General features: G+C 71.0%; 19 protein-coding genes and 1 tRNA gene. 6 read left to right on the top strand and 14 right to left on the bottom strand.

Annotated elements, in window-relative coordinates:
• The 5 genes from OHA25_RS51935 to OHA25_RS51955 all read right to left on the bottom strand — a co-directional run bounded on the left by OHA25_RS51935 (window position 1) and on the right by OHA25_RS51955 (window position 8,116).
• The gene (locus OHA25_RS51935; RefSeq protein WP_442942245.1) at window positions 1–312 is read right to left on the bottom strand and encodes an SRPBCC family protein; all 312 of its coding nucleotides are present in this window, start codon (window positions 310–312) and stop codon (window positions 1–3) included.
• Window positions 309–2,291 carry a zinc ribbon domain-containing protein gene (locus OHA25_RS51940; RefSeq protein WP_327584251.1) on the bottom strand — a complete coding sequence of 661 codons (1,983 nt, stop codon included), beginning with the start codon at window positions 2,289–2,291 and terminating at the stop codon, window positions 309–311. Before OHA25_RS51940 ends, OHA25_RS51935 begins: the two co-directional genes overlap by 4 nt.
• A 162-nt stretch (window positions 2,292–2,453) precedes the next feature.
• Complete coding sequence (locus OHA25_RS51945; RefSeq protein ID WP_327584252.1) at window positions 2,454–2,843, bottom strand: SRPBCC family protein; 390 nt, start codon at window positions 2,841–2,843, stop codon at window positions 2,454–2,456.
• A gap of 45 nt (window positions 2,844–2,888) precedes the next feature.
• Complete coding sequence (locus OHA25_RS51950) at window positions 2,889–3,023, bottom strand: hypothetical protein (RefSeq protein ID WP_327584253.1); 135 nt, start codon at window positions 3,021–3,023, stop codon at window positions 2,889–2,891.
• 77 nt (window positions 3,024–3,100) lie between these two features.
• Window positions 3,101–8,116: a hypothetical protein gene (locus OHA25_RS51955; RefSeq protein WP_327584254.1), complete on the bottom strand. Its 5,016-nt coding sequence runs from the start codon at window positions 8,114–8,116 to the stop codon at window positions 3,101–3,103.
• Window positions 8,117–8,238: 122 nt separating this feature from the next.
• Here OHA25_RS51955 and OHA25_RS51960 point away from each other — a divergent pair, with 122 nt between their 5' ends.
• From OHA25_RS51960 to OHA25_RS51970, 3 genes are all read left to right on the top strand, one after another.
• A complete protein-coding gene (locus tag OHA25_RS51960) occupies window positions 8,239–8,787 on the top strand; it encodes a hypothetical protein (RefSeq protein WP_327584255.1) in 549 nt (182 codons plus the stop codon).
• 42 nt (window positions 8,788–8,829) lie between these two features.
• A complete protein-coding gene (locus tag OHA25_RS51965; protein ID WP_327584256.1) occupies window positions 8,830–9,204 on the top strand; it encodes a hypothetical protein in 375 nt (124 codons plus the stop codon).
• A gap of 67 nt (window positions 9,205–9,271) precedes the next feature.
• Window positions 9,272–9,955, top strand: coding sequence for a DUF6766 family protein (locus OHA25_RS51970; RefSeq protein ID WP_327584257.1), 684 nt, complete (start codon window positions 9,272–9,274; stop codon window positions 9,953–9,955).
• On the opposite strand, the gene OHA25_RS51975 is transcribed toward OHA25_RS51970, so the two are convergent.
• A complete protein-coding gene (locus OHA25_RS51975; RefSeq protein ID WP_327584258.1) occupies window positions 9,928–10,728 on the bottom strand; it encodes a 1-aminocyclopropane-1-carboxylate deaminase/D-cysteine desulfhydrase in 801 nt (266 codons plus the stop codon). The two genes, OHA25_RS51970 and OHA25_RS51975, sit on opposite strands and share 28 nt — an antisense overlap.
• A gap of 43 nt (window positions 10,729–10,771) precedes the next feature.
• On the opposite strand from OHA25_RS51975, the gene galK reads away from it, so the two are divergent.
• Window positions 10,772–11,884 (top strand): galactokinase, encoded by a 1,113-nt coding sequence (gene galK, locus OHA25_RS51980; protein WP_327584259.1) that lies wholly within the window; start codon window positions 10,772–10,774, stop codon window positions 11,882–11,884.
• 300 nt (window positions 11,885–12,184) lie between these two features.
• Here galK and OHA25_RS51985 read toward each other — a convergent pair whose 3' ends face one another.
• Window positions 12,185–12,958, bottom strand: coding sequence for an enoyl-CoA hydratase-related protein (locus tag OHA25_RS51985; protein WP_327584260.1), 774 nt, complete (start codon window positions 12,956–12,958; stop codon window positions 12,185–12,187).
• Window positions 12,959–13,007: 49 nt separating this feature from the next.
• On the opposite strand from OHA25_RS51985, the gene OHA25_RS51990 reads away from it, so the two are divergent.
• Window positions 13,008–13,745 carry a tyrosine-protein phosphatase gene (locus OHA25_RS51990; protein ID WP_327584261.1) on the top strand — a complete coding sequence of 246 codons (738 nt, stop codon included), beginning with the start codon at window positions 13,008–13,010 and terminating at the stop codon, window positions 13,743–13,745.
• On the opposite strand, the gene OHA25_RS51995 is transcribed toward OHA25_RS51990, so the two are convergent.
• The 4 genes from OHA25_RS51995 to OHA25_RS52010 all read right to left on the bottom strand — a co-directional run bounded on the left by OHA25_RS51995 (window position 13,717) and on the right by OHA25_RS52010 (window position 16,993).
• Complete coding sequence (locus tag OHA25_RS51995; protein WP_327584262.1) at window positions 13,717–14,853, bottom strand: nitric oxide synthase oxygenase; 1,137 nt, start codon at window positions 14,851–14,853, stop codon at window positions 13,717–13,719. The genes OHA25_RS51990 and OHA25_RS51995 overlap by 29 nt on opposite strands.
• A 247-nt stretch (window positions 14,854–15,100) precedes the next feature.
• Complete coding sequence (locus OHA25_RS52000; protein ID WP_327584263.1) at window positions 15,101–15,532, bottom strand: hypothetical protein; 432 nt, start codon at window positions 15,530–15,532, stop codon at window positions 15,101–15,103.
• A gap of 1,049 nt (window positions 15,533–16,581) precedes the next feature.
• Window positions 16,582–16,818: a hypothetical protein gene (locus tag OHA25_RS52005; protein WP_327584264.1), complete on the bottom strand. Its 237-nt coding sequence runs from the start codon at window positions 16,816–16,818 to the stop codon at window positions 16,582–16,584.
• A 103-nt stretch (window positions 16,819–16,921) separates the two neighbouring features.
• A tRNA-Asn gene (locus OHA25_RS52010) sits at window positions 16,922–16,993 on the bottom strand.
• 129 nt (window positions 16,994–17,122) lie between these two features.
• Between OHA25_RS52010 and OHA25_RS52015 the strand changes: the two genes are divergently transcribed.
• Entirely contained in the window at window positions 17,123–17,452 is a 330-nt protein-coding gene (locus tag OHA25_RS52015; protein ID WP_327584265.1) for a YtxH domain-containing protein, read from the top strand.
• A 24-nt stretch (window positions 17,453–17,476) separates the two neighbouring features.
• Here the strand turns inward: OHA25_RS52015 and OHA25_RS52020 are convergent, their stop codons facing one another.
• From OHA25_RS52020 to OHA25_RS52030, 3 genes are read right to left on the bottom strand one after another with little or no spacing between them, the layout of a single operon-like run.
• Window positions 17,477–17,953, bottom strand: coding sequence for a hypothetical protein (locus OHA25_RS52020; RefSeq protein WP_327584266.1), 477 nt, complete (start codon window positions 17,951–17,953; stop codon window positions 17,477–17,479).
• The gene (locus OHA25_RS52025; RefSeq protein WP_327584267.1) at window positions 17,950–19,224 is read right to left on the bottom strand and encodes an amylo-alpha-1,6-glucosidase; all 1,275 of its coding nucleotides are present in this window, start codon (window positions 19,222–19,224) and stop codon (window positions 17,950–17,952) included. Before OHA25_RS52025 ends, OHA25_RS52020 begins: the two co-directional genes overlap by 4 nt.
• Before the next feature lie 32 nt (window positions 19,225–19,256).
• Window positions 19,257–19,430 carry a hypothetical protein gene (locus OHA25_RS52030; protein ID WP_305920807.1) on the bottom strand — a complete coding sequence of 58 codons (174 nt, stop codon included), beginning with the start codon at window positions 19,428–19,430 and terminating at the stop codon, window positions 19,257–19,259.
• Window positions 19,431–19,528 lie beyond the last annotated feature (98 nt).

The following is a 19,528-nucleotide window of genomic DNA, read 5'->3' on the forward strand; positions in this document are numbered from 1 at the left end:
TCAGGCCTCTACGCGCTTCTTCAGTGCCTCGTTGAGATTGTCGAAGTTTCTCTGAGTGCCCTCGATCATCTTGCCGAGGAAGGGCACGAGCAGGCCCTTGAAGCTCTCGCTCTGCGTCAGATGCGTGCCACCTTCCGGGGTGGCCGTGAGCGTGAAGTCGTGCGTGCCGTCGAACAACCCCGGCACCATGAAGTGACCGACCCACCTGAGCACCTTGCCCGGCTCGGCGGCCAGCACCTTGGGCTTGAATGTGATCGGGTACATCCGTAACGTGAGCGTCTTGAATTCTCTGTAGTTCTCTGAAGGAATCAGGCAATTCGAGCGGGCGTAGCCTGGCTCAAGCCGTGCCGGTGCTCGGCGAGTGCGAGCACCGGGGTGGCGTGGGCGTGGTGGAAGCCGGTCCGGTGGTGAGAATTCCTGACATGCCCTGTCCGGGACGGCGGGCGCCGTCCCGGCTGGGGTGCATGGCCCGCCGGACGCTGTCCACTCCCGGCAGGGAATGGGGCGGGCACCGTGCGCCGGTCGGGCACACGGCTGGAGGTCATCAAACTGCGTGTCGAGCTGGTGCGTGCCGGTCGTTTCGGGGTGGGACGGTCCTTGGACCTGTCCCGCGCCGCCGGCCGGGGGTGCAGGTCGGTCCGGGTATGGCGGGCGCGCCGGGCGGCCCGGGAGGGCTTACGACGGCGGCGGGCGCGGGCGACGTTGCCCTCCACCACCGTGCCGATGGTGCGAGTGCCGGTGGTGCGGTGGGTGCGGGTGGCCTGCTGGCCGAGCAGGCCGCGGGCCAGGATGCGCTCGGCCGCCGCCCAGTCCCGGTCACACGACAGCCCGCAGACCGGACAGCACGCCCACGCCCAGCCCGGCTCGGCGAGCCGGTCCGGGGCCCGGCAATGCCGCAGCACCGACCTGCCGTCCCCGCAGCGGGGACAGTACTTGGACGTCCCTCGCGCCGGGACGGTGACCACGGCGATGGTGGACTTGGCCGCCAAGTGCCGGATCGCCTCCACCACTTGCCCGCGCACCTGCCCCGACAGCCGCGCATTGGCCCGCCCGCGCCGTCCACGCGCTTCCAGCGTGGCCAGGTCCTCCAGATAGATGACCGTCGCCCCGGCCGCGATCGCTTGATCGACCGCCCAGCGCGCCGCCGACCAGGCCAGCGCCTTGTTCAAGCGCCGGATGCGCGCGCACACCCGCTCGTGCTCGACACCGAGGGCCTCACCAGCCGCGCGAAGGTTAGCAGAGCGGGGGTCGGCGGGAGCCAGGCCGGCCAGCAGCCGTTGCACATGCTCGTGCTTGGCGGCCAGGTGCTCACGCTCGGCCCGCAGCCGGTGCAGCTTGGCTGACACGCCGCTGGCGTCGTAGGTCAGTGGCCGCCCGTCGGAGATGACCCGGCCGTCGGCCAGGCGTCCTGTCGCACCGGTGAGGAGGGTGTTGACACCCCAGTCGAAGGCGCACGCGACCACATGTCCGGTGGCGGGCGTGAAGCCGATCGGGGTCTGGAACGGCAGATCGACACGCACCCGGCCCTTGCCCACCCGCAGGGTCGGACTGCACAGCTTCGCCTCCGCAGGGACGGTGGGTGGCAGGGTGATCGGCAGCACGTGCCAGGCCCAGTCCCTGCCGCAGGCGGGAGATGCGACCAGGGGCAGCTTCACCCGCAGCCGGGCGCTGCCCTCACCGGTGCGTTCCAGCGTGACAAGCTGTTTGTCGGCCGCGGCCAGCACGATCTGCACCGCAACGTTCGGGGGCTCTTCCAGGTCGGTCAGATCGGCTGGCAGCACGCCATGCTCGTCCAGGCAGGCGCGGATCTGCCGGGTGCGGTTGCGGATCTCCGCCGCGCTCACCCCGTCCGGCAGCATCTTGCGCAGCGCCTCCCATTCGGCGGCGGTCCGCTTGCGCGCATCGGCCGGCCAGGTGGTCGTGATCGCCGTCACCAGTGTGCGGCGGTGCAGCGCCAGCCGCAAGGTGCGGGCGGCCTGCTCCTGGGCGCAGCGCAGCACCCGATCGCACACATGCACACCCGGGGCCGGGGGCAGGCCCCAGCCCAGCCGCCGGACCGCCATCCAGCCCTTGGCCGGCAACGCCCGCCCGTCCAGCCCCACGCCGGACGCCAGCGTGTCCAGATCATCCGCCGTCCACCGCTCGGCGACCAGGTCGGCGGTCAAGTCCCGGGCCAGGCCGGCCAGCCACGCCACCCGCTGCACCAGCAGCGGCTGCGGGACGCTCTCCCCGGTCTGCTCCACAACCGCGCCATGAGCCGTGCAAGTCGCCGTCGCGGTGAGCTTACTCATGAAGGCACCGCCCCGGTTGCGGAGCGGTGTCGAAGCCGACGCACCGAGTTGGAATCGGGCGCCGTGGCCCCGTGTGGCCATGCTCGACCGACACCCCCGTGGTACCCCTACCCTACTCCGGCTTTCACTATCTGTGACCGTTAGACTACCAGTGATTGAACCCTACCGGGTAGAACATATGAACGACATGATGCCCGCCGCGCCTGTCGGCCTGGCCAGAACCGGCCACTGCCCGTTGCGTGGCAGACGTGAAGGTTCCGTGGTGTCACGCAAGAACCAGGTCGGCGGACCCCTCGCCGACGCATACGGGTTCGACAGGTGATCCTGCCCGGGGCTTGCCTTCGCCGCCAACCCGAAGAGCGCCACGACGAGATCAGGCCAGATGCTTAGGCTTTCATAGCGAACATGAAAGGCAGTCCATACCCTGCTGCCCACGACCGCCTCGCCGGAGCCCTCCCTGATGAACGGATTCCACGCCGGGTAACCGGCGAAGTCTATGAGGACCGCCCACACCTGGTCGGGAGACGCCTGGATGTCGATGGCGCATTTCATTGCTCCAGCGTGAACGCAGCCAGGCGAATCCTGCAGCGATGCTGGCTAGGCCGCCGTGTCGGTCTCATCCTCCTCGTCCGGTTGGTCGTCGCCACGGTCCAGGGTCAGCCGGGCCGCCCGGAAGCGGGCGCAGCGTGCTTCGAGCTCGCGTTCGTCCTCGAGGATCCACTGTTCGATCATGGCCAACCAAGGGATCACACTCTAGGGTCGGAAGCAGGGGGCTTGGCGGAGTCTTTTCTCATGCGGGCGAGCTGAGTTCACCCCATCTTCTCCAGGAGGAGCTCGGCCTGCGGGGCGAAGGCCGGGTCGCCGGTGTCCGCCGCCGCCTCCAGCAGCCGGCGGGCGAGCGTCAGGTCGCCGCGCTCGTACCGGATCTCCCCGAGCCTGCAGGCGGCCTCGGCCACCAGGTCGGCCTGCTCGGTCAGCCCCAGCGTCAGCTCGTAGTAACGCAGGGCGCCGTCGCGGTCGCCGAGCCAGTAACACAGCTCGCCCAGGTGCGCGGCGGCCATGCCGGACTCGCAGTCGCCGGCGTCGATCACGCGCTGGTACCAGGTGAGCGCCTCGGGGAAATCGCGGTTCCGCTTGGCCAGCGCGCCCAGGTACATCGCGGCCAGCGCGCCGGTGTGCCCGTCGTCTGCCTCGACGGCCCGCACGTACCACTCGCGCGCCCGTTCCTCGTCCTCGTCGTGATAGGTCTGGCCGAGCGCGACCATCGCCCGCGCCGCGAGCCCGTCGTCGCCCGCGTCGAGCACCCGCAGGTACGTCTCCCGCCCCTCGTCCACCATCCCGGCGCCGATCAGCGTCTGCGCGAGCGTGGCCAGCGCGATGGGCTCACCGCCGGCGGCCGCCTCCCGCAACGTGCGCAAGGACTCGGTCGTGTCGCCCCGGTTGTCCTGCAACATGCCGAGCAGGCTTCCGAACACGCCCTTGATCGGGCTGTCGGCGTCGGCCGCGTGCCGCCGTGCGACGTCGTAGAACGCCTCGTCGTCACCCTCGCCGTCGAGCAGCTCCAGCAACCTGCCGCCGGCGACGAAGCGCACCTCGGGCTCGCCGTGCTCGCTCAGCCGCTCGAAGATCGCCCGCGCCTCGGCCCGCTCCCCCAGGGCCGCCAGCCGGTCGGCGACATCCAGCTCGGTGAACGGCCCCCGCCCGGCCCGCTCGAAGTACGCCCGTACGGCGGCCGGGTCCGCGCACTTCCTCCCCAGCTCCCGCGCGACCTCCGCGCCCGGCTCACCCATCAGCTCCAGCACCTGACCGGCCACGTCGTGCGCGCCGCGCTCGAACTCCTCGTGGGCGAGGGCACGCAGGTTCCCCAGTGCCTCCTCGGCGAGCTCCGCGCCGGTGGCCGCGGCGGCGGCGAACGCCTCGGCGGCCCCGAGCACGTCGCCTTCGTCGTGCCGCCAGCAGCCGATCATGATGTGGCCGATGGCGGCGGTGTCCGGCTCCCCTGCCGCGGCGGCCGCCTCCGCCTGCTCGTACGCGCCTGCCCGCTCGCCCATGTCGTACAGGACCTTGGCCAGGTTCGTCCGCAGGCCGGGGATGAGCGGCGGGAAACCGCTGTCGATGCCCTTGCGGTACATCTGCGCCGCGCCCGCCAGGTCGCCCAGCCCCCGGCAGGCGTCGCCCCATCCCCAGTAGCCCGTGGACACGGTCCGCGGGTCGCCGGTGGCCACCGCCCATTCGGCCGCCTGGGCCGCGGCCTCGTGTTCCCGCTCGCCTACCAGATGGGTGACCAGCAGGCGCAGGCACTCCAGGTCGCCACCCGCCGCGCCGTCCGCCAGCGCCTGCCGTACGCCTGCCGCGTCGCCGCGCTCGCCCAGCATCTCGGCGAGCGCGACGGCCGTGCCGGGCATCCCGGAACGCAGGGCCTCCACGGCGCCGACGAGGTCGCCGCGGCGCTCGCGGACGATGGCGAGGTTGTGCCAGGCGGCGTGGGCCGTCTCCGGATGCTCGGTGGCGGGCAGGAAACACAGCTCGGCTCGGCCTGGCTCGCCGGCCTCGGCCCAGCTCGCACCCAGCGAAAGGTACGCCTCCGCGGCCATCTGCCGAACCTCCGCCGCCGTCTCCCTGGCGGCCCCGGCGGTCTCCCGATCGGCCAGCTCGATCACCAGGCGGTAGAGCCGTCTGGCCGTCGCCTCGTCGTCCTTGCCCCTTGCCACACGCAGCGCGTGGACCAGGCCGTCGCGCCTGTCGTCACCGGCGAGCGCGGCCAGCAGGCGGCGGGCGTGCGGCACGTCGCCGTTGTCGAGCACGAGCACCAGCTCGGCCAGCGCCGCCGAGCCCACGACCTCGGCCAGCGCCGCGATCGCCCCTTGCCGGTCGCCGTCGGCGGCCAGCACCCATCCCCGCTCCTCGGCCGTGCCCGTGCCCAGGCGCACCCGGGCCACGACCGCGGCCCATCCGTCCTCGTCCAGTGCGGCTGCCCGCTGGTAGGCGGCGCGGGCGTACTCGGCGTCGCCGGCCTCGCCGAGCAGCCGGGCGGCGGTCACCAGCGTGCCGCCCGCGGACTCGGACCCGGCGGCCACCGCCCGCTCGAACGCCTCCTTCGCACCCGCCAGGTCACCGGTCCTGGCCAGCAACTCGCCGAGCAACCGCGCCTCACCCCCACCGTCCGCGCTGGAGGAGTCGTCGGCGTGCGGGGCCGTCAGGACCGTCAGGGCGGCCGTCAGGTCGCCGTGGTCGCGCAGCATGCTCGCCAAGTACAGCCGACCCTCGGCCTCGAACGCCGCCAGCAGCTCGCGGGCCTCCTCGGGCTCGCCGCTCGCCACCAGCACGTCCGCGAGCCGCACCGTCGCGTCCGCCCGGCGCCGCTCGTCGCCGTCCCGCACCACCCGCCGACAGGCCTCGGCCGCCTCATCCAGCTGCCCCAGCTCCTGCCGCACCCGCGCGAGGTCGCTCAGCGCCATCGCGGCCAGGCCTTCGTTCTCGCCCTCCGCGGCCCGCGACCAGGCCTCGATCGCCCCCAGCTTGTCCCCGGCCTCGTTGCGCAAGGCGCCCAGGTAACAGTCCGCCTCCTGGCGGAAGCCCGGATGCCCGGCGGCGGCCACCAGTGAGAGCGCCGCGTCGGCGGCGGCCGTCTCGCCGCGCCGCTGCCAGGCGTGCGCGCTCTCCATCCCGAGCATGCTCGTCAGCAGCGCGTTGCCGCCTTCCGGCACGGCCGCGAGTGCCTCCGCCGCGCCGTCGAAGTCCCGGTCGAGCAGGCGCCTGGCGAACGTCCCCATCGCCGGTGGCTCGCCCGTCGCCAGCTCGAACGCGCGGCGCGCGGCGGCGAGGTCGTCGAGCCGCGCCCAGGTCAGCCCCAGCAACCAGGCGCTGCGCCCGGCCTCGTCACCGCTCTCCCCGGCGATCCGCCGCTCGTGCAGCCGGCAGGCCGCCAGCAGGTCCCCTTGCTGCTCGAACAGCGCCGCCAGCGACCCGGCCGCCTCGCTCCGCAACCCCTGGTGCGCGCTGTCCAGCGCCGTCGTGTACGCCGCCCGCGCCTCGGCAGGCTCGTCCTCCACCAGCCCGCCCAGCAGGTAGCCCACCCAGGGGGCCAGCACCGGATGCCCCTCCGCCCGGGCCCGCCGCAGCAGCGCCACCGCCTCCTCCCGGTCCGGCAGGATCTCCTTGGCCAGCGCCGCCGCGTACGACAGGGCGAGCGGCTCCCCGGACTCGGCCGCGTCGTGGAGCAGCTTGGAGGTCTCCGACAACGCGTGGCCGAAGGAGGCCAGCACCTGGGCGAAGACCGCCGTGCCCACCGCCACCACGGCCGGGTCGGCGTGGCTCATGGTCTCGTGGTAGCGGGCCAGCCCCTCCTCGCGCCCGAGCCGCTGGTGGTCGATCACCGCGCGCAGCACCGGGTGCAGGTCCTCGCCGGAGATCCGCAGCAGGTGCAGGAGGAACGCCGCGGCGAAGCCCTGCACGACGTCCTCGCCCTCGGCCACGTACGTCAGCAGCTCGTCGGCCTGCTCCCGGTCGCCCTCCCCCAGCTCCAGCTCCGCCAGCGCCATCATGGCCCGGATCGACTGCGCGGGCGCCCCGCAGTCGCAGGCCCCGCGCAGCAGCCGCCTGGCCTCGGCCAGGTCGCCGGCGCGCAGGTGGTCCAGCGCCGCGTCGATGTCCTGGACCGCCTGCTCCTCCACCGGGTCGGCGAGCGGCTGCCGCCGGTCGTCGTGGTCGAGCAGCAGCCTGGCCTTGAACGCGGCGTCGGGGTCCACGTGCCCGGCGGCCAGCCGCGCCAGCTCCATGACGTCGTCGTACGCCTGCGGATGCTGCACGAGCAGCAGGCCGAGCAGCGTCACGCAGACCGACGCCCACTCGCCCTCCTGCGCCTCCAGTACCGTCCGCAACGCGGCCAGCGCCTCGGAGACCTCGCCTGCCTCGGTGTGCATCTGGGCCAGGCACGTCTGGGCCTGCACGACGTACTCGCGCTGCCCGCTGGCGATCACCCGGCGGAAGATCGCCTTCGTCTCGTCCTCGTCGCCGAGCTGGGCGGTGACCTTGGCCAGCTCGATCAGCGACGGCAGCCGGACGTCGGGGCGAGGGTCCTCGGCGGCCACGCGGTAGGCGGCCGCGGACTCGGTGTATTCGCCCAGGTCCACCAGCACCGCGCCGAGCAGCTTGTGCGCCGTCGCCAGGTGGTCGGGGTGGCCGACGGCGATGGCGTGCTCGCATACCGCGCGAGCGGCGTCGAAGTCCTCCTCCTCGGCGTACACCCGGTAGAGCTGGAACGCTGAGAGCGACACGACGTGGGGGTCGCCGCAGGTCAGCAACACCCGGTAGTCGTCCTCGTCCTCGGCCTGCTCGTAGAGCTCGCGGGCCGAGGCCGGGTCCTGGTGGAACTCCGGCAGCTCCAGGCGCGCGGCCAGCTCGGCCACGGCGGGGCTGTCGCACCGGCGGGCCCGCTCCAGCGCCTGCTGCGCACCCCGCGCGTCGCCCAGCTGCGTGCACACCAGCACCATCGCCGTCTCGGCAAGGGCGGCCACCTCGAAGTCGGCGCCGTCCGAGGCGATCGTCAGCACCCGGTGCGCGGCCGGCCACTCCTTCGCCGTGACCAGCATCATGCCCATGGCCATGGCCGAGCGCTGGCCGAACACCGGGTCGCCCGACTGGATCACCGACCGGTGCGCCGCCTCGGCGCCCTCCAGATCACCCTGCTCCTGCAGCAGACCGGCCAGCAGGTGGGACGCCTCCGGGTCGCCCGTGGCCGCGATCTGCCTGAACAGCGCGGCGGCCCGGTCGAGCTCTCCCGCCTTCCAGCACGTCATGGCCGCGTCGAGCTCTTCTGACGCCATTCTCCACCCCAATGTCAGCCAATGATGTGAAAAAGCTACAGATGCGCCGCGTCGATCACAGGACATTCCGAGATCTCCGGTCCTCGCCCTGCGGAACGCCGGAGCGCCGTAGCGTAGATCCCATGGCCAAGGCGTTCTGGATCGACCAAGAGTTCGACAGGGACCGTGACGGGCGCTATGCCGTGCACGTGCGTAAGAACCTGGAGAAGTTCGAGTGGGGCGACATCGCACCCGTCCGGTTCGCCTGTGCGGCATGGCGGCTGGCCACGCCGCCGTCCCTCACACCCGGATACGTACGGTGGGACCGCCGCGTCCTGGAGGCCACCTGCCACCGCAACACCTGGGACGGGTCGCTCTACGCGCGCGTCAGGCTGGTCTCCCCGCTGCCCGAGGAGCTGACCCGCTCGCGGGCCTGGTGGCGCGATCGCGGCTGGCTGGGCTGGCAGGAGACCTTCGGCCAATTTGTCGATCCGTCGCAGCAGGACCTCGCCAGGATCCCGTTCCTGCGGGCGTCGCTGCTGGTCGAGGCGCCCGTGCCGCTCGAGGACCTGCCGCCGGAGCCGGAGGGCCCGCACGACGAGGTCGAACAGCGTGCCCACCGCGCGGTGACGGTGCTCGCCCGCGAGCTGAACGCGTTGGTGTCCCCCGTCCTCGATCAGCTCGGCGGCTGACCGACCAGCATGTTTGATTAACGGCTGGGTAGCAGGGGGCCCATGCGGATCCTGCTCATCGTGCTGGCGGTGGCCCTGACCGGCTGCGCCGTCGACACGGTCTCCCCCGCGCGGGTGGCGGAGCGTTTCCACGCCCTGATCACCGCGGGCCAGGACGAGGCCGCGTGCGGGATGCTCGCCCGCAAGACCGCCGACAAGCTGCCCCGTCGCGGCCAGTCGTGCGCCGACGCGCTGCGTGAGCTCAGGCTGGGACCCGGCGGCGTGGTCGTCTCGGTGAGCGTGTGGGGGGATGAGGCCCAGGTGCGGCTGGCCGGTGACACGATCTTCCTGCACCGCTACAGCGACGGGTGGCGGGTCAGGGCCGCGGGCTGCGAGCCGGTGCCCGACCTTCCCTACGACTGCGAGGTGGACGACTGATGCGCGTGATGTTCGCCCTCACCACGCTCGTGATCGTGGTGGGTCTCACGTTGTTCTTCTACGTGGGGTGGTCGAGGCTGTGAGGTGGGTCAAGGAGAACTCGCTCGCTCTGGCCTTCCTCATCATGTTCCTTCTGGCGGTCGCCGGCCAGGCGGTGGCCGGGACGCTGGAGTTCAACGACCAGCAGCGGGCCGAGGGGGCCCCGCCGGTCTCGGTGCTCCATTACGTGGCGTCCTCGGCGTTCGCGGTGAACGTGGCCGAGAACTGGCAGTCGGAGTACCTGCAGTTCTTCCTGTTCGTCATGCTCACCGTGTGGCTGGTGCAGAAGGGGTCGCCCGAGTCCAAGAAGGTGGACGCGATGGGGCCGGAGTCCGACCATCAGCAGCAGATCGGGGCGCACGCCACTCCCCAGTCCCCCTCCTGGGCCAAGGCCAAGGGGTGGCGGTTGTGGTTGTACAGCAACTCGCTCGGGCTGGTGATGGGGCTGCTCTTCCTGTTGTCGTGGCTGGCGCAGTCGGTGGCGGGGCAGGCCGCGTACAACGCCGAGCGGCTCGGGGACCTGCGGGATCCGGTCACGTGGGGCGCGTACGTCACCTCGCCGGAGTTCTGGGACCGGAGTCTGCAGAACTGGCAGTCGGAGCTGCTGGCCGTGTTGTCGATGGTGGTGTTGTCGATCTATCTGCGCCAGCGCGGGTCGCCCGAGTCGAAGCCGGTCGGTGCGTCTCACCTGGCCACGGGGGTCGAGGGCTGACCGGTGACGACGGCGACGACGCGGGTGCCGGGGGCGAACGCGCCCTGGCGGGCGAGGTCGAGGATCCCGTAGAGCATCTTGGCGACATAGACGCCTTCGACTCGATATTTCTCGATAAATCCGTCCAAAGCTGGTGTTGTCTTGGCGTATCCGCCGAAGTGATAGTCCAGGTTGAGCGACCAGTTCGGCCACGTGCGCCCGTACGCCTCCCGCTGCAGCCTGGCCACCTCGCCGGCGAGGAACCCCGCCCCCTTGAGCACCGCGAACCCGATCGCCCGCTTGCCCTCCGGCAGTCCCGCCGAGATCCCGGCCAGCGTCCCGCCGGTGCCGACCGGACAGCAGACGACGTCGTACGGCACAGCGATCTCCCCGGGCAGCTCGGCGCACCCGCGCACGGCGGCGGCGTTGCTGCCGCCCTCGGGCAGGATCGCCACATCCTCGCCCCACCGCGCGCGCAGCCGCGCCTGCACCTCTTCGGTGTGCTTGAGCCGATAGGAGGCCCGGTCGAGATAGGTGAGCGTCATCCCGCAGGCCTCGGCGTAGGCCAGGGACGAGTTGAGCGGGAGGTGCTCCTCGCCCCGGATGACGCCGATCGTCTCGATCCCGTGCCGGCGCCCGGCCTCCGCGACGGCCCTGATGTGATTGGAGTAGGCGCCGCCGAAGGTCAGCAGCCGGCGATGGCCCAGGTTGTGCTTGAGTTTGCGCGGCTTGTTGTCGTCATGCATCAGGAACACCCGGACCTGACCGAGCCCTGGATCCAGGAGCTCCTCCATGGCGCTAGTCTACGGTCGGGTCTTTGTTGAGGAGTGTTTGGTTATGCGCGTTGCTGAAGCTTTCCGTGCCGCCTACGGCGCGTCCCCCCAGACCGTCTGGCACGCGCCCGGCCGCGTCAACCTGATCGGGGAGCACACCGACTACAACGACGGCTTCGTGCTGCCGTTCGCGGTGCCGTGGGGCGTGACGGCCGCGGTCACCCCGCGCACGGACAAGACCATCCGCCTGCTCTCCCTCCAGTCCTCCGGCGAGCCCGTCACGATCACGAGCCGCGAGGAGTCCACGGGCTGGACCCGCTACGTCGTCGGCGTCCTGGCCATGCTGGGCGACCGCGTGGCCGGCGCCGACATCGCGATCGACGGCGACATCCCGTCGGGCGCGGGCCTGAGCTCCAGCGCCGCACTCGAGGTCTCCGTCGCCTCCGCGCTCAACGAGCTGCACGACCTGGGCATGACGCCCATGGAGATCGCCCTGCTCAGCCAGAAGGCCGAGAACGGCTTCGTCGGCGTGCCCTCCGGCATCATGGACCAGGCCGCCTCCGCCCTGTCCGAGGAGGGGCACGCCCTGTTCCTCGACTGCCGTTCGCTCGGCTCCCGCAACATCCCGCTCGACCTGGCCTCCCACGGGCTGAGCATTCTCATCATCGACACCCAGGTCCACCACGAGCACTCGGGCGGCGAATACGCCAAGCGCCGCGCGGAGTGCGAGTCCGCTGCCCGCAAGCTCGGCGTCCCGGCCCTGCGTGACGTGACCGATCTGGCGGCGGCCCTGGAGCTGCTGCAGGGCGACGAGCGCAAGCGCACCCAGCACGTCGTGACCGAGAACCACCGCGTGGAGGCCCTCATCGGCCTGCTGCGGGCCGGCGCCATCACCGAGATCGGCGCGCTGCTGAACGCCTCGCACCTGTCGCTCAGGGACCAGTACGAGGTGTCGTCGCCCGAACTGGACGTGGCGGTGGAGGCCGCCGTCAAGGGCGGCGCCCGGGGCGCCAGGATGACCGGCGGCGGCTTCGGCGGCTCGGCCATCGCCCTGGTGTCCGACGACCGCCTGGAGGCCGTCCAGCAGTCGGTCGTGGACGCCTACGCCGCGCACGGCTTCCAGCCTCCCCGCTTCCTCCCCGCCACCCCGGCCCCCGGCGCCCACCGCCTGGCCTGACCCGCCCCACCCGCCAACGGTCGCGGCGGCCTCCCGGGCACGGCACAGCTCCGAGACGGGGAGAGCCGCTTGCCACGGATCCGACACCCGACGAGCCCCAGGCACGGGCCTGGCAAGCGCCCCAGCACGCCGCACTCCGCGGTCATGCGCCTGCCGTCGCAGCGGGGCGCCCCAGCGTTACCCGCACGGAGACGCGCCACCGGGCCGGCGCGAGGCGTGTCGCCGCGCCGGGACCTGCCGGCAGCCGTCTCCGGCCCGGGGCGGCTCCGAGACCGGGAAGGGCCGACACCCGGCGGGTGGTCAGAGCGGCGGGAAGTTCGGCGGGCGGCGTTCCAGGAAGCCGGCGACGCCTTCGGCGAAGTCGGGGCGGCCGAAGGAGGCCATCATCTCCTGGACGGCCACCTTGGCGGACTCCTCGAGCGTGACGTCCCAATCCCGCCACACCTGCCGCTTGATCACCGCCATCGACGCCGGCGAGCTGTGCACGGCCAGCTCCCGCGCGTACGCCTGGGCCTCGGCCACCACCCCGTCCCCCGGCACCACCCGGTTGACCAGCCCCAGCTCGTACGCCTCCCGCCCGGTGAACACGCGCCCCGACAACAGCACGTCCATGGCCCGCTGCTGCCCCATGATCCGGGGCAGCACCCATGACAGCCCGTACTCGGCGATCAGCCCGCGCCGCGGGAAGGCGGTGGTCCACTTGGCGGACTCGGCCGTGAAGACCAGGTCACAGACCAGGGCATGCACCATGCCGAGCCCCGCGCAGGCCCCGTTGACCGCCGCGATGATCGGCTTGCCGATGGTCGTGGGGAAGGTGGTGGGCCGCGGATCGGGGGTCTCGTCGTAGGAGCCGGTCTGGATGGCGTTCAGGGTCTTGAAGTCGGCCCCGGAGCAGAACCCCCTGCCCGCACCCGTGACCACCACGGCCCGCACCCCGGGGTCCTTCTCCGCCTCCGCCAGCAGGTCGAAGTAGCGCCGCCCCATCGCGTCCGTCCAGGCGTTGAGCGTGTCGGGACGGTTGAAGGTCAGCGTGAGCACGCCCTGGTCGACAGCTGAAAGCACGAGTTCCGCCATGCTCCAACCGAACCATGTTCTAGCCCGCGACGGCAAGTACCGTGTCCCCATGGACCGAGACCTCGCCTGGGACGGCTGCCACAACGTCCGGGACCTGGGCGGCCTGCCGGCCGCCGGCGAGCGGCGCACCCGCTGGGGAGCCGTGGTGCGCTCCGACACGCCCGACCGGCTGACCGAGGCGGGCTGGGCGGCGGCAGCGGCTCACGGCGTACGGACCATCGTGGACCTGCGCACGCCGGGCGAGCACCGGGCGGCGGGCCAGGGCCATCGCCCGCCGTGGATGACCGTGATCGACGTGCCGCTGCACGAGCCCGGCGAGCCTCACGAGCACGGCGGCACGCCGCTCTATCTCCGCGCCTTCCTGGAGCGTCACCCGGATCGGTGCGCCCGCGTGCTGCGGGAGGTCGCGCAGGCGCCGCCGGGCGGGGTGCTCGTGCACTGCGTGGCAGGACGCGACCGCACCGGCCTGATCGCGTTGGTGCTGCTCACGCTGGCCGGGGTCGGCGCGCCGGACATCCTGGCCGACTACGAGCGGTCGACGGCCCGCCTGCGCCCGCTCTACGCCGCACTCGGCCAGCCCGACGACGACCTGCGGGTGCAGGCGTACCTGGCAAGGACGGGCACCACCGCACGTGAAGCCGTGCTGGCGGCGCTCGACGGCCTCCACGGCCTTGACGCCTACGTGAGCGCCGCCGACCTGGCCGCCCTGCGCGAGCGGCTCACCGCGAGCGAGCCGCGGGCGGAGGGTGGGCGGGCGGCTAACGGTGGTGGGCGAAGGCCGGGGTAAGGACGCTGGTGTCGTAGTAGCGATGGAAGACGGGCGTGGCGCTGCCCGACAGCGGCGGCACGATCCACGACCAGTCGGCCGGGCAGACGCGCCCCGCCTTCTCCTCCTTCGCCAGATGGGTGAGGAAGCGCCGCGACTCGGTGTGGTGGTCGGTCATCGTCACCCCGGCCTGCTCGAACGAGTGCAACACCGCCACGTTCAGCTCCACCAGCGCGTGGTCGCGCCACAGCGAGCGCTCGGTGGAGGTGTCCAGGCCGAGCCGCTCGGCCACCACCGCGAGCTGGTCGTACCTGTCGGTGTCGGCGAGGTTGCGCGCGCCGATCTCGGTCCCCATGTACCAGCCGTTGAACGGCGCACACGGGTAGCAGATGCCGCCGATCTCCAGGCACATGTCCGAGATGGCCGGTACGGCGTGCCAGCGCAGCCCCAGGTCGGCGAACCACGGGTACTCGGGATGCACCAGCGGCACCTCCAGCACGGCGTCGCCGGGCAGGTTGCACAGGAGCGGATCCCCGAACGCCGGCTGGATGATCACCGGCAGCACGTCGAACCGGCCGCCGGTGCCGCCGCGCCACCCCAGCGCCTTGGCCGTGTCGGTGAGCTCGGCGTTCTTCGGGTCGCCGACAACCTGGCCGCCACGAACCCGATGCCCGGCGTAGCGGACGAGCTGGTCGTTCAGTATGCGGGGCCCCGGCAGGGCGGGGGTGTCGGGCTGCAGGACGGTGACCGTGGGCCTGATCTTGCCGTCGCCGGTGGCCTCGCGCAGGTGGTCGACGCACTCGAGGGCCACGCCCTCGGCGGTGCTCACCTGCCTGCGGTCGCGTACCCGCAGCGAGCGCCAGTAGAGCCGGCCGATGCATCGGCTGCTGTTGCGCCAGGCCACCCGGGCGCCGAACTCAAGCTCCTCGAACGTGTGCGTGTAGGTCCCGGTACGGGCGACGTCCCTGGTGACGTCGCGCAGCCGGGCGTACAGGCCGCCCACGGAGGGGTTCTCGGCGTGGTAGAGCCTGATGAAGCGCTCCGCCTCGCGCAGGTCGGTGGTTCGCTCCAGCCATGACCGCATGGCGGGCGCGTCGAAGGGACGCAGGGACGTGATCCAGGTACGCACGCGGCAACCAGCACTTCTCCATCAGCGGATCGCCCCGCCGGTTCCGGGTTCGGCGGCACGTCCTTGGCGGGGGCGCCCTTTCCTCGCCTCCGTCTCGACCTTCCCGCGGCTCCGGCCCAGGGGACCGGCGCCTCCATCCTTGCCCGCCCCACCCGCCTTTGTCCCGCCAAATGAAAAATCATGTGCTCGTCGTGTCACAAAGCGTGAAAAGGCAGCGTGCCCCCGGAGCCTCCGGGGGCACGACGCTCTACTTCGCCACGAAGTCGTCCCACACGCAGGTGAGGTGGAGGACGCGACGCTCGTGCCAGCGCTTGCCGACGACCTTACGCGGCAGTTCCTTGGCGGGAACGGCGATCGACACCCGGTCGGCGGGAACGAGCGTGACGCCGTCCGCGGCGGTTTCCCAGGTGTTCTCCGGTTCGATGACCTTCTCATCGATGAGCTCGGCGACCTTGGCCCTGGAGAATGTCACGGCCTTGCCGCGGCCGCTGATCCAGCACGTCAGCTTGCCGCTGACGAAGACCGGTTCGGCCGGCTCGGCGTGCACCTTGACCGAGCCGTCGTGGCCTGGCTTGGGGTGCACTCTGATCGGCTCGTCGTCGGCCAGCGCGGTCCCGGCCATGCCGGCCAGTCCCAGCACGACCGCCGTCCCGACGATCGCGAGGCGCCGCTTCAACATGGGATCTCCCTCCCCGAGGTGATTCGGACTCCTGGAGGGTCGTACGCGGCGCCTGAAGCGGGGCTTAAGACACCCGAAGTGATCTTCAGCGATCTATGATCCCTATAAACGCGTCAAGGTGATCCCACAAAGCAACAAACCTCTCCCGAGAGGGAAGAGGCCTTGATGGACCCCTGCCCCCTTCGATGCGAAGCTTTTGGGGTCATCTCCCGACCTTGCGTTTTTGCCTGGTCAACCCGTCCGTTCATGTGCGCGTAGGGCATTGGTAGGTTCCCGTGGGCGTCTTCGATGTCACTCGCTTTGTCACTCAGGTCGGGGGTCAGATCTGTCGTTCCTGTGGCGGAGAACCCTTTCGTCACGCCTTTAGGTGAGTCCAGCCCGCCCGCCACGCGCCGTACGTAATGCCGTATGACTGCCCGCTGCAGGTTCCGTCCCGCTTGCACGGCTGCTTCGCGAACCTCAGTCGACTGACCTTCCCGCGCTCAAGGCCGTAGTAGTCCATCCTCCACCTCCAGAGATTAGGCCCGATTCCTTTAGTACAGATTGCAATGACTTCCGCGAGATTGTAGGCCTTTTCCCGAGTGGTGCTTTTCCCCGTAGGGAATCCATACGAGAAGCTGACGTGCTGCTCGCCGACTTTGTACCGCGAGATGCCGGTATCGTAGGTCTTTTTTGCGGTCCCCTGCTTGCATGTCGCGCCCCACTTGGTGTACAGGAATCCGGGAGACGCTGCAGCCGCTTGCGGTGTAATCGCTACTCCGCCAATGGCGATCATGGATGTTGCAAGCCCCACAGCGAATCGCCGCATGACTGAGCTAGCCGGTTTCCTCATGGTTCCGCCTTTCGTCGAAAGACACCGACGATGAGATCGTACGAGTGGGCGGTATATCTGAGGTATGTCGGAGATATTGCCCGACCACAATTACTCTGCGCTGCCTGCCCGTCTGCCGTCGTCCCACCGATGAGGTTGCGGGCCAGCCGCGGGGCTGACCAGGTGCGCGCCCGGGTCACGGTGGTGATGGAGCGAAGGCGGCCCCGCGGCTGGTCTGCTAGGGCTTGCCCTGGGACGGCGGCAGGCTGGCTTCCACCGCAACCCCGTATGGCGGGAACGTGATCTTGGTCTCCGGCCCGGAGTCGGAGTACCCCCGCCGGAGGGGTCTGGTCTTGTCTTTACCCGCGATGACGGAACCCTGCTTGATCCCATGCGTGTTCTGCGCGGCCTGCGAGGGGCATTCGACACCCAACACCACGCAAACCGTCTGCCGGCACCAGATCAGACCGGTCATCGTCCATGGATGTCGTCTTCCGGTGGCTCCCGGAACGGCTCAGGCCCCCTGTCCTTGATCTAGGAAGGGGGCCTGACCTGTGTGTTCCTCAAGCTCTAAAGAGCTCCCGCGATAGGACTCGAACCTATAACCTGCCGGTTAACAGCCGGCTGCTCTGCCGTTGAGCTACGCGGGATCGACACCGTCTCTGCGCTGATCACCAGGGCCTTCGGCCCTTGCGTCGTGCGCAGGAATAGATTAGCGCACTCCGGGAGTGCGTGTCGCATCGTGAGCGGGGTAGGCCCGGAGACAGCGGAGGTGCGAAATGCGATATCGGATGACATTCGCTGCGGGCCTGGCGATCGGCTACGTGCTGGGCAGCCGGGCCGGACGCGAACGGTACGAACAGATCAAGCGGGCGGCGCAGCGGGTCGCCGACAACCCCCGGGTCCAGGAGGCCGCGGGCGTGGTCGGCGCGCAGGCATCGAAGTACGCGGGAATGGCCAGGTCCAGGATGGGCGACACGCTGCAGCAGCGGATCCCGTTCCTGAGCCGTGAGGCCCACAAGCACGATGGCGGCACCGGCTGGCCGGAGGAGGAGGCCCAGGGCGAGGGCGTGGAGAAGAAGGCCCGCGAGAGCGGGATCCCGTACTGACCGAGCGCAGGGGTGTGCGCGAGGTCACACGCCCATGCTGCGGCGCACTCCCTCCAGAGCCTGCTCGGCCTGTGCGCGCAGGCCGGGATCCTCGGGGTCGAGGCCCTCGTCGAAGACGAGGGTCCAGCCCAGCACCTCGCCGCCGGGCCGGCGCCTGGCCACCAGCCGCACGCCGCCCCGGCCGGGCAGCTTGACGTGCTTGTTCACCACGATCGTGGCGTTGACGCGTTCCCGGACGGTCTCGGGCAGCATGCGCGGCTCGTCGATGCGCTCGGCGTAGGACCCGCCGTCCATGGTCGTGATGATCAGCCCCTCCTCGCTCCACGATGCCTTGTCGATCGTCTCGTAGGGCACCCGCGTCCCGTCGGGCAGGTAGAGGGCGAGGTTCGTGGCGACGAGGAAGCCGCCGGCCTGACCGGGCGCGAACGTCAGCACCCGCTCCCCCGGCTCGGTGGTCAACGATTTGCGCACGTCGGCGGGCAGACGGCGGAAGATGCTCATTCCTCAACGGTATCGGCGAGCAGGTCGAGGGTGAGCGCCGCGCTCCAGGAGAAGTCCCGGCAGCCCCGGCCGCTGCCGTCGAAGGGGTCGAAGCACTCCCGGAAACCGGCCTGCCTGACCAGGCGCAGCGTGCCGTTGGTGAGCTGCTGGGCGAGATGGTCGAGCGAATGCACGGCCGCGGCCCGGCGCAGCAGCCAGTTGGTGTTCACCCACGAGGGCCCGCGCCAGTAACGGGTGCGGTCGAACTGGGTGGCGCGGATCTCGCAACTGGGCACCGGGTAGCCGGTGGCGCCCATGAACCTGGCCGACTCCAGCATCTCGACGGCGGCGTGCAGGTGCTCGCTGGGCAGCCAGGGGTCGAGCAGCGGCCCGAACCCGCCCACTGTGGACACTCTGATCAGCCGGTCGGCCCGCAGGTCCCTGGCGTAGAAGCAGCCGTCCCACAGGCGCTCGAGCATGGCCTGCCTGATGCGCGCGGCCTGCTCGACGTGGGGTGCGGGATCGGCGTGCGCGAGCGGCGCCAGCTCCGCCATGGCCTGGCAGGAGGCCAGCCAGATCCCGTTGAACATCGGGTCCTCGACCGCGAAGGGGTGCTCGTCACGCAGGTAGCCGGGGCTGTATCCGGCGTCGCGGTAGCGCATGGCGAGCCAGACGTAGCGGTCGTGGTCGCTGTCGGGGTGGCGCTCCTCGAGCTCCACGTGGCGGTAGCCGTACCTGATGACGGGCAGCGCGGCCAGCGGCTCGTCCCAGGCGGGGCTGTCGTCCATGCCCGACTCCCACGGGTGCACGATCGCGGCGAGCCCCGCGCCGCCGAGGTCGCGGGCCGAGGCGAGGTAGTCGTGCTGGGCGACCAGCGCCGGGTACGCCTTCCTGACGAACGCCTCGTCGCCGGTGTGCTGGTAGAGCCACCACAACGCCAGCCCGTGCAGCGGCGGCGCGGTCAGTCCCGAGGTGAGCACGTGCGGCGCGGCCTCGTGCTCCTGTGAGCGCCATACGGAGGGTCCGGGAAAGTACGCCTCGCGCGTGTGGAAGACGATGTGCGGCACCATCCCCGTCGCCCACTGGCCGCGCAGCAGGCTGAGGAGCTCGTCGCGAGCCCGGTCCGGCCGGTGCCTGGCCAGGCCGATGACGACGAAGGCGGAGTCCCAGCTCCATTGGTGCGGATAGAGGCCTGGCGCGGGCACGGTGCCAGTGCCCGTCCAGTTCGCCTCGAGCACGGCCATGGCCTCGCGCCCGAGCGCGGCATCGTCAACCGCCGGCCGCGCCTCCATCACCCAACTATGACTGGGGATCCCTCAGGAAGCTATGTCCCCTGCCCCGACTTCCTTTGGACCCACTTCGACACGAACATGACGCCGAGAGCGACGGCGCCGATGATGAGGCCCCACTTGAGGAGCGTGAGCGCGAACCCCACGAGCGGGCCGAGCAGTACGAGCGCGGCGACGACCGCTGCGATGATCAGAAATATGCGTCCCATGTCCGTAACGCTAAGAGATCCTTCAAGCGGATTGCAGGCGACACAGGGTTGAATCAGGGACAAGTCAGGGGTCCCCCCGAGCCAAAGGAACTTAAGCC

Origin of the sequence: Nonomuraea sp. NBC_00507 (genome assembly GCF_036013525.1) — a bacterium.
Classification (GTDB): domain Bacteria; phylum Actinomycetota; class Actinomycetes; order Streptosporangiales; family Streptosporangiaceae; genus Nonomuraea.

Coding starts and splice junctions, on each gene's coding strand:
- OHA25_RS52025 (WP_327584267.1), bottom strand. CDS start 19,224: ATGGAGGCGCGGCCGGCGGTTGACGATGCCGCGCTCGGGCGCGAGGCC.
- OHA25_RS51960 (WP_327584255.1), top strand. CDS start 8,239: ATGGCCAAGGCGTTCTGGATCGACCAAGAGTTCGACAGGGACCGTGAC.
- OHA25_RS51990 (WP_327584261.1), top strand. CDS start 13,008: ATGGACCGAGACCTCGCCTGGGACGGCTGCCACAACGTCCGGGACCTG.
- OHA25_RS51950 (WP_327584253.1), bottom strand. CDS start 3,023: ATGATCGAACAGTGGATCCTCGAGGACGAACGCGAGCTCGAAGCACGC.
- OHA25_RS52020 (WP_327584266.1), bottom strand. CDS start 17,953: ATGAGCATCTTCCGCCGTCTGCCCGCCGACGTGCGCAAATCGTTGACC.
- OHA25_RS52015 (WP_327584265.1), top strand. CDS start 17,123: ATGCGATATCGGATGACATTCGCTGCGGGCCTGGCGATCGGCTACGTG.
- OHA25_RS51955 (WP_327584254.1), bottom strand. CDS start 8,116: ATGGCGTCAGAAGAGCTCGACGCGGCCATGACGTGCTGGAAGGCGGGA.
- OHA25_RS51940 (WP_327584251.1), bottom strand. CDS start 2,291: ATGAGTAAGCTCACCGCGACGGCGACTTGCACGGCTCATGGCGCGGTT.
- OHA25_RS51985 (WP_327584260.1), bottom strand. CDS start 12,958: ATGGCGGAACTCGTGCTTTCAGCTGTCGACCAGGGCGTGCTCACGCTG.
- OHA25_RS52030 (WP_305920807.1), bottom strand. CDS start 19,430: ATGGGACGCATATTTCTGATCATCGCAGCGGTCGTCGCCGCGCTCGTA.
- OHA25_RS51965 (WP_327584256.1), top strand. CDS start 8,830: ATGCGGATCCTGCTCATCGTGCTGGCGGTGGCCCTGACCGGCTGCGCC.
- galK (WP_327584259.1), top strand. CDS start 10,772: ATGCGCGTTGCTGAAGCTTTCCGTGCCGCCTACGGCGCGTCCCCCCAG.
- OHA25_RS51945 (WP_327584252.1), bottom strand. CDS start 2,843: ATGAAATGCGCCATCGACATCCAGGCGTCTCCCGACCAGGTGTGGGCG.
- OHA25_RS51975 (WP_327584258.1), bottom strand. CDS start 10,728: ATGGAGGAGCTCCTGGATCCAGGGCTCGGTCAGGTCCGGGTGTTCCTG.
- OHA25_RS52000 (WP_327584263.1), bottom strand. CDS start 15,532: ATGTTGAAGCGGCGCCTCGCGATCGTCGGGACGGCGGTCGTGCTGGGA.
- OHA25_RS52005 (WP_327584264.1), bottom strand. CDS start 16,818: ATGACCGGTCTGATCTGGTGCCGGCAGACGGTTTGCGTGGTGTTGGGT.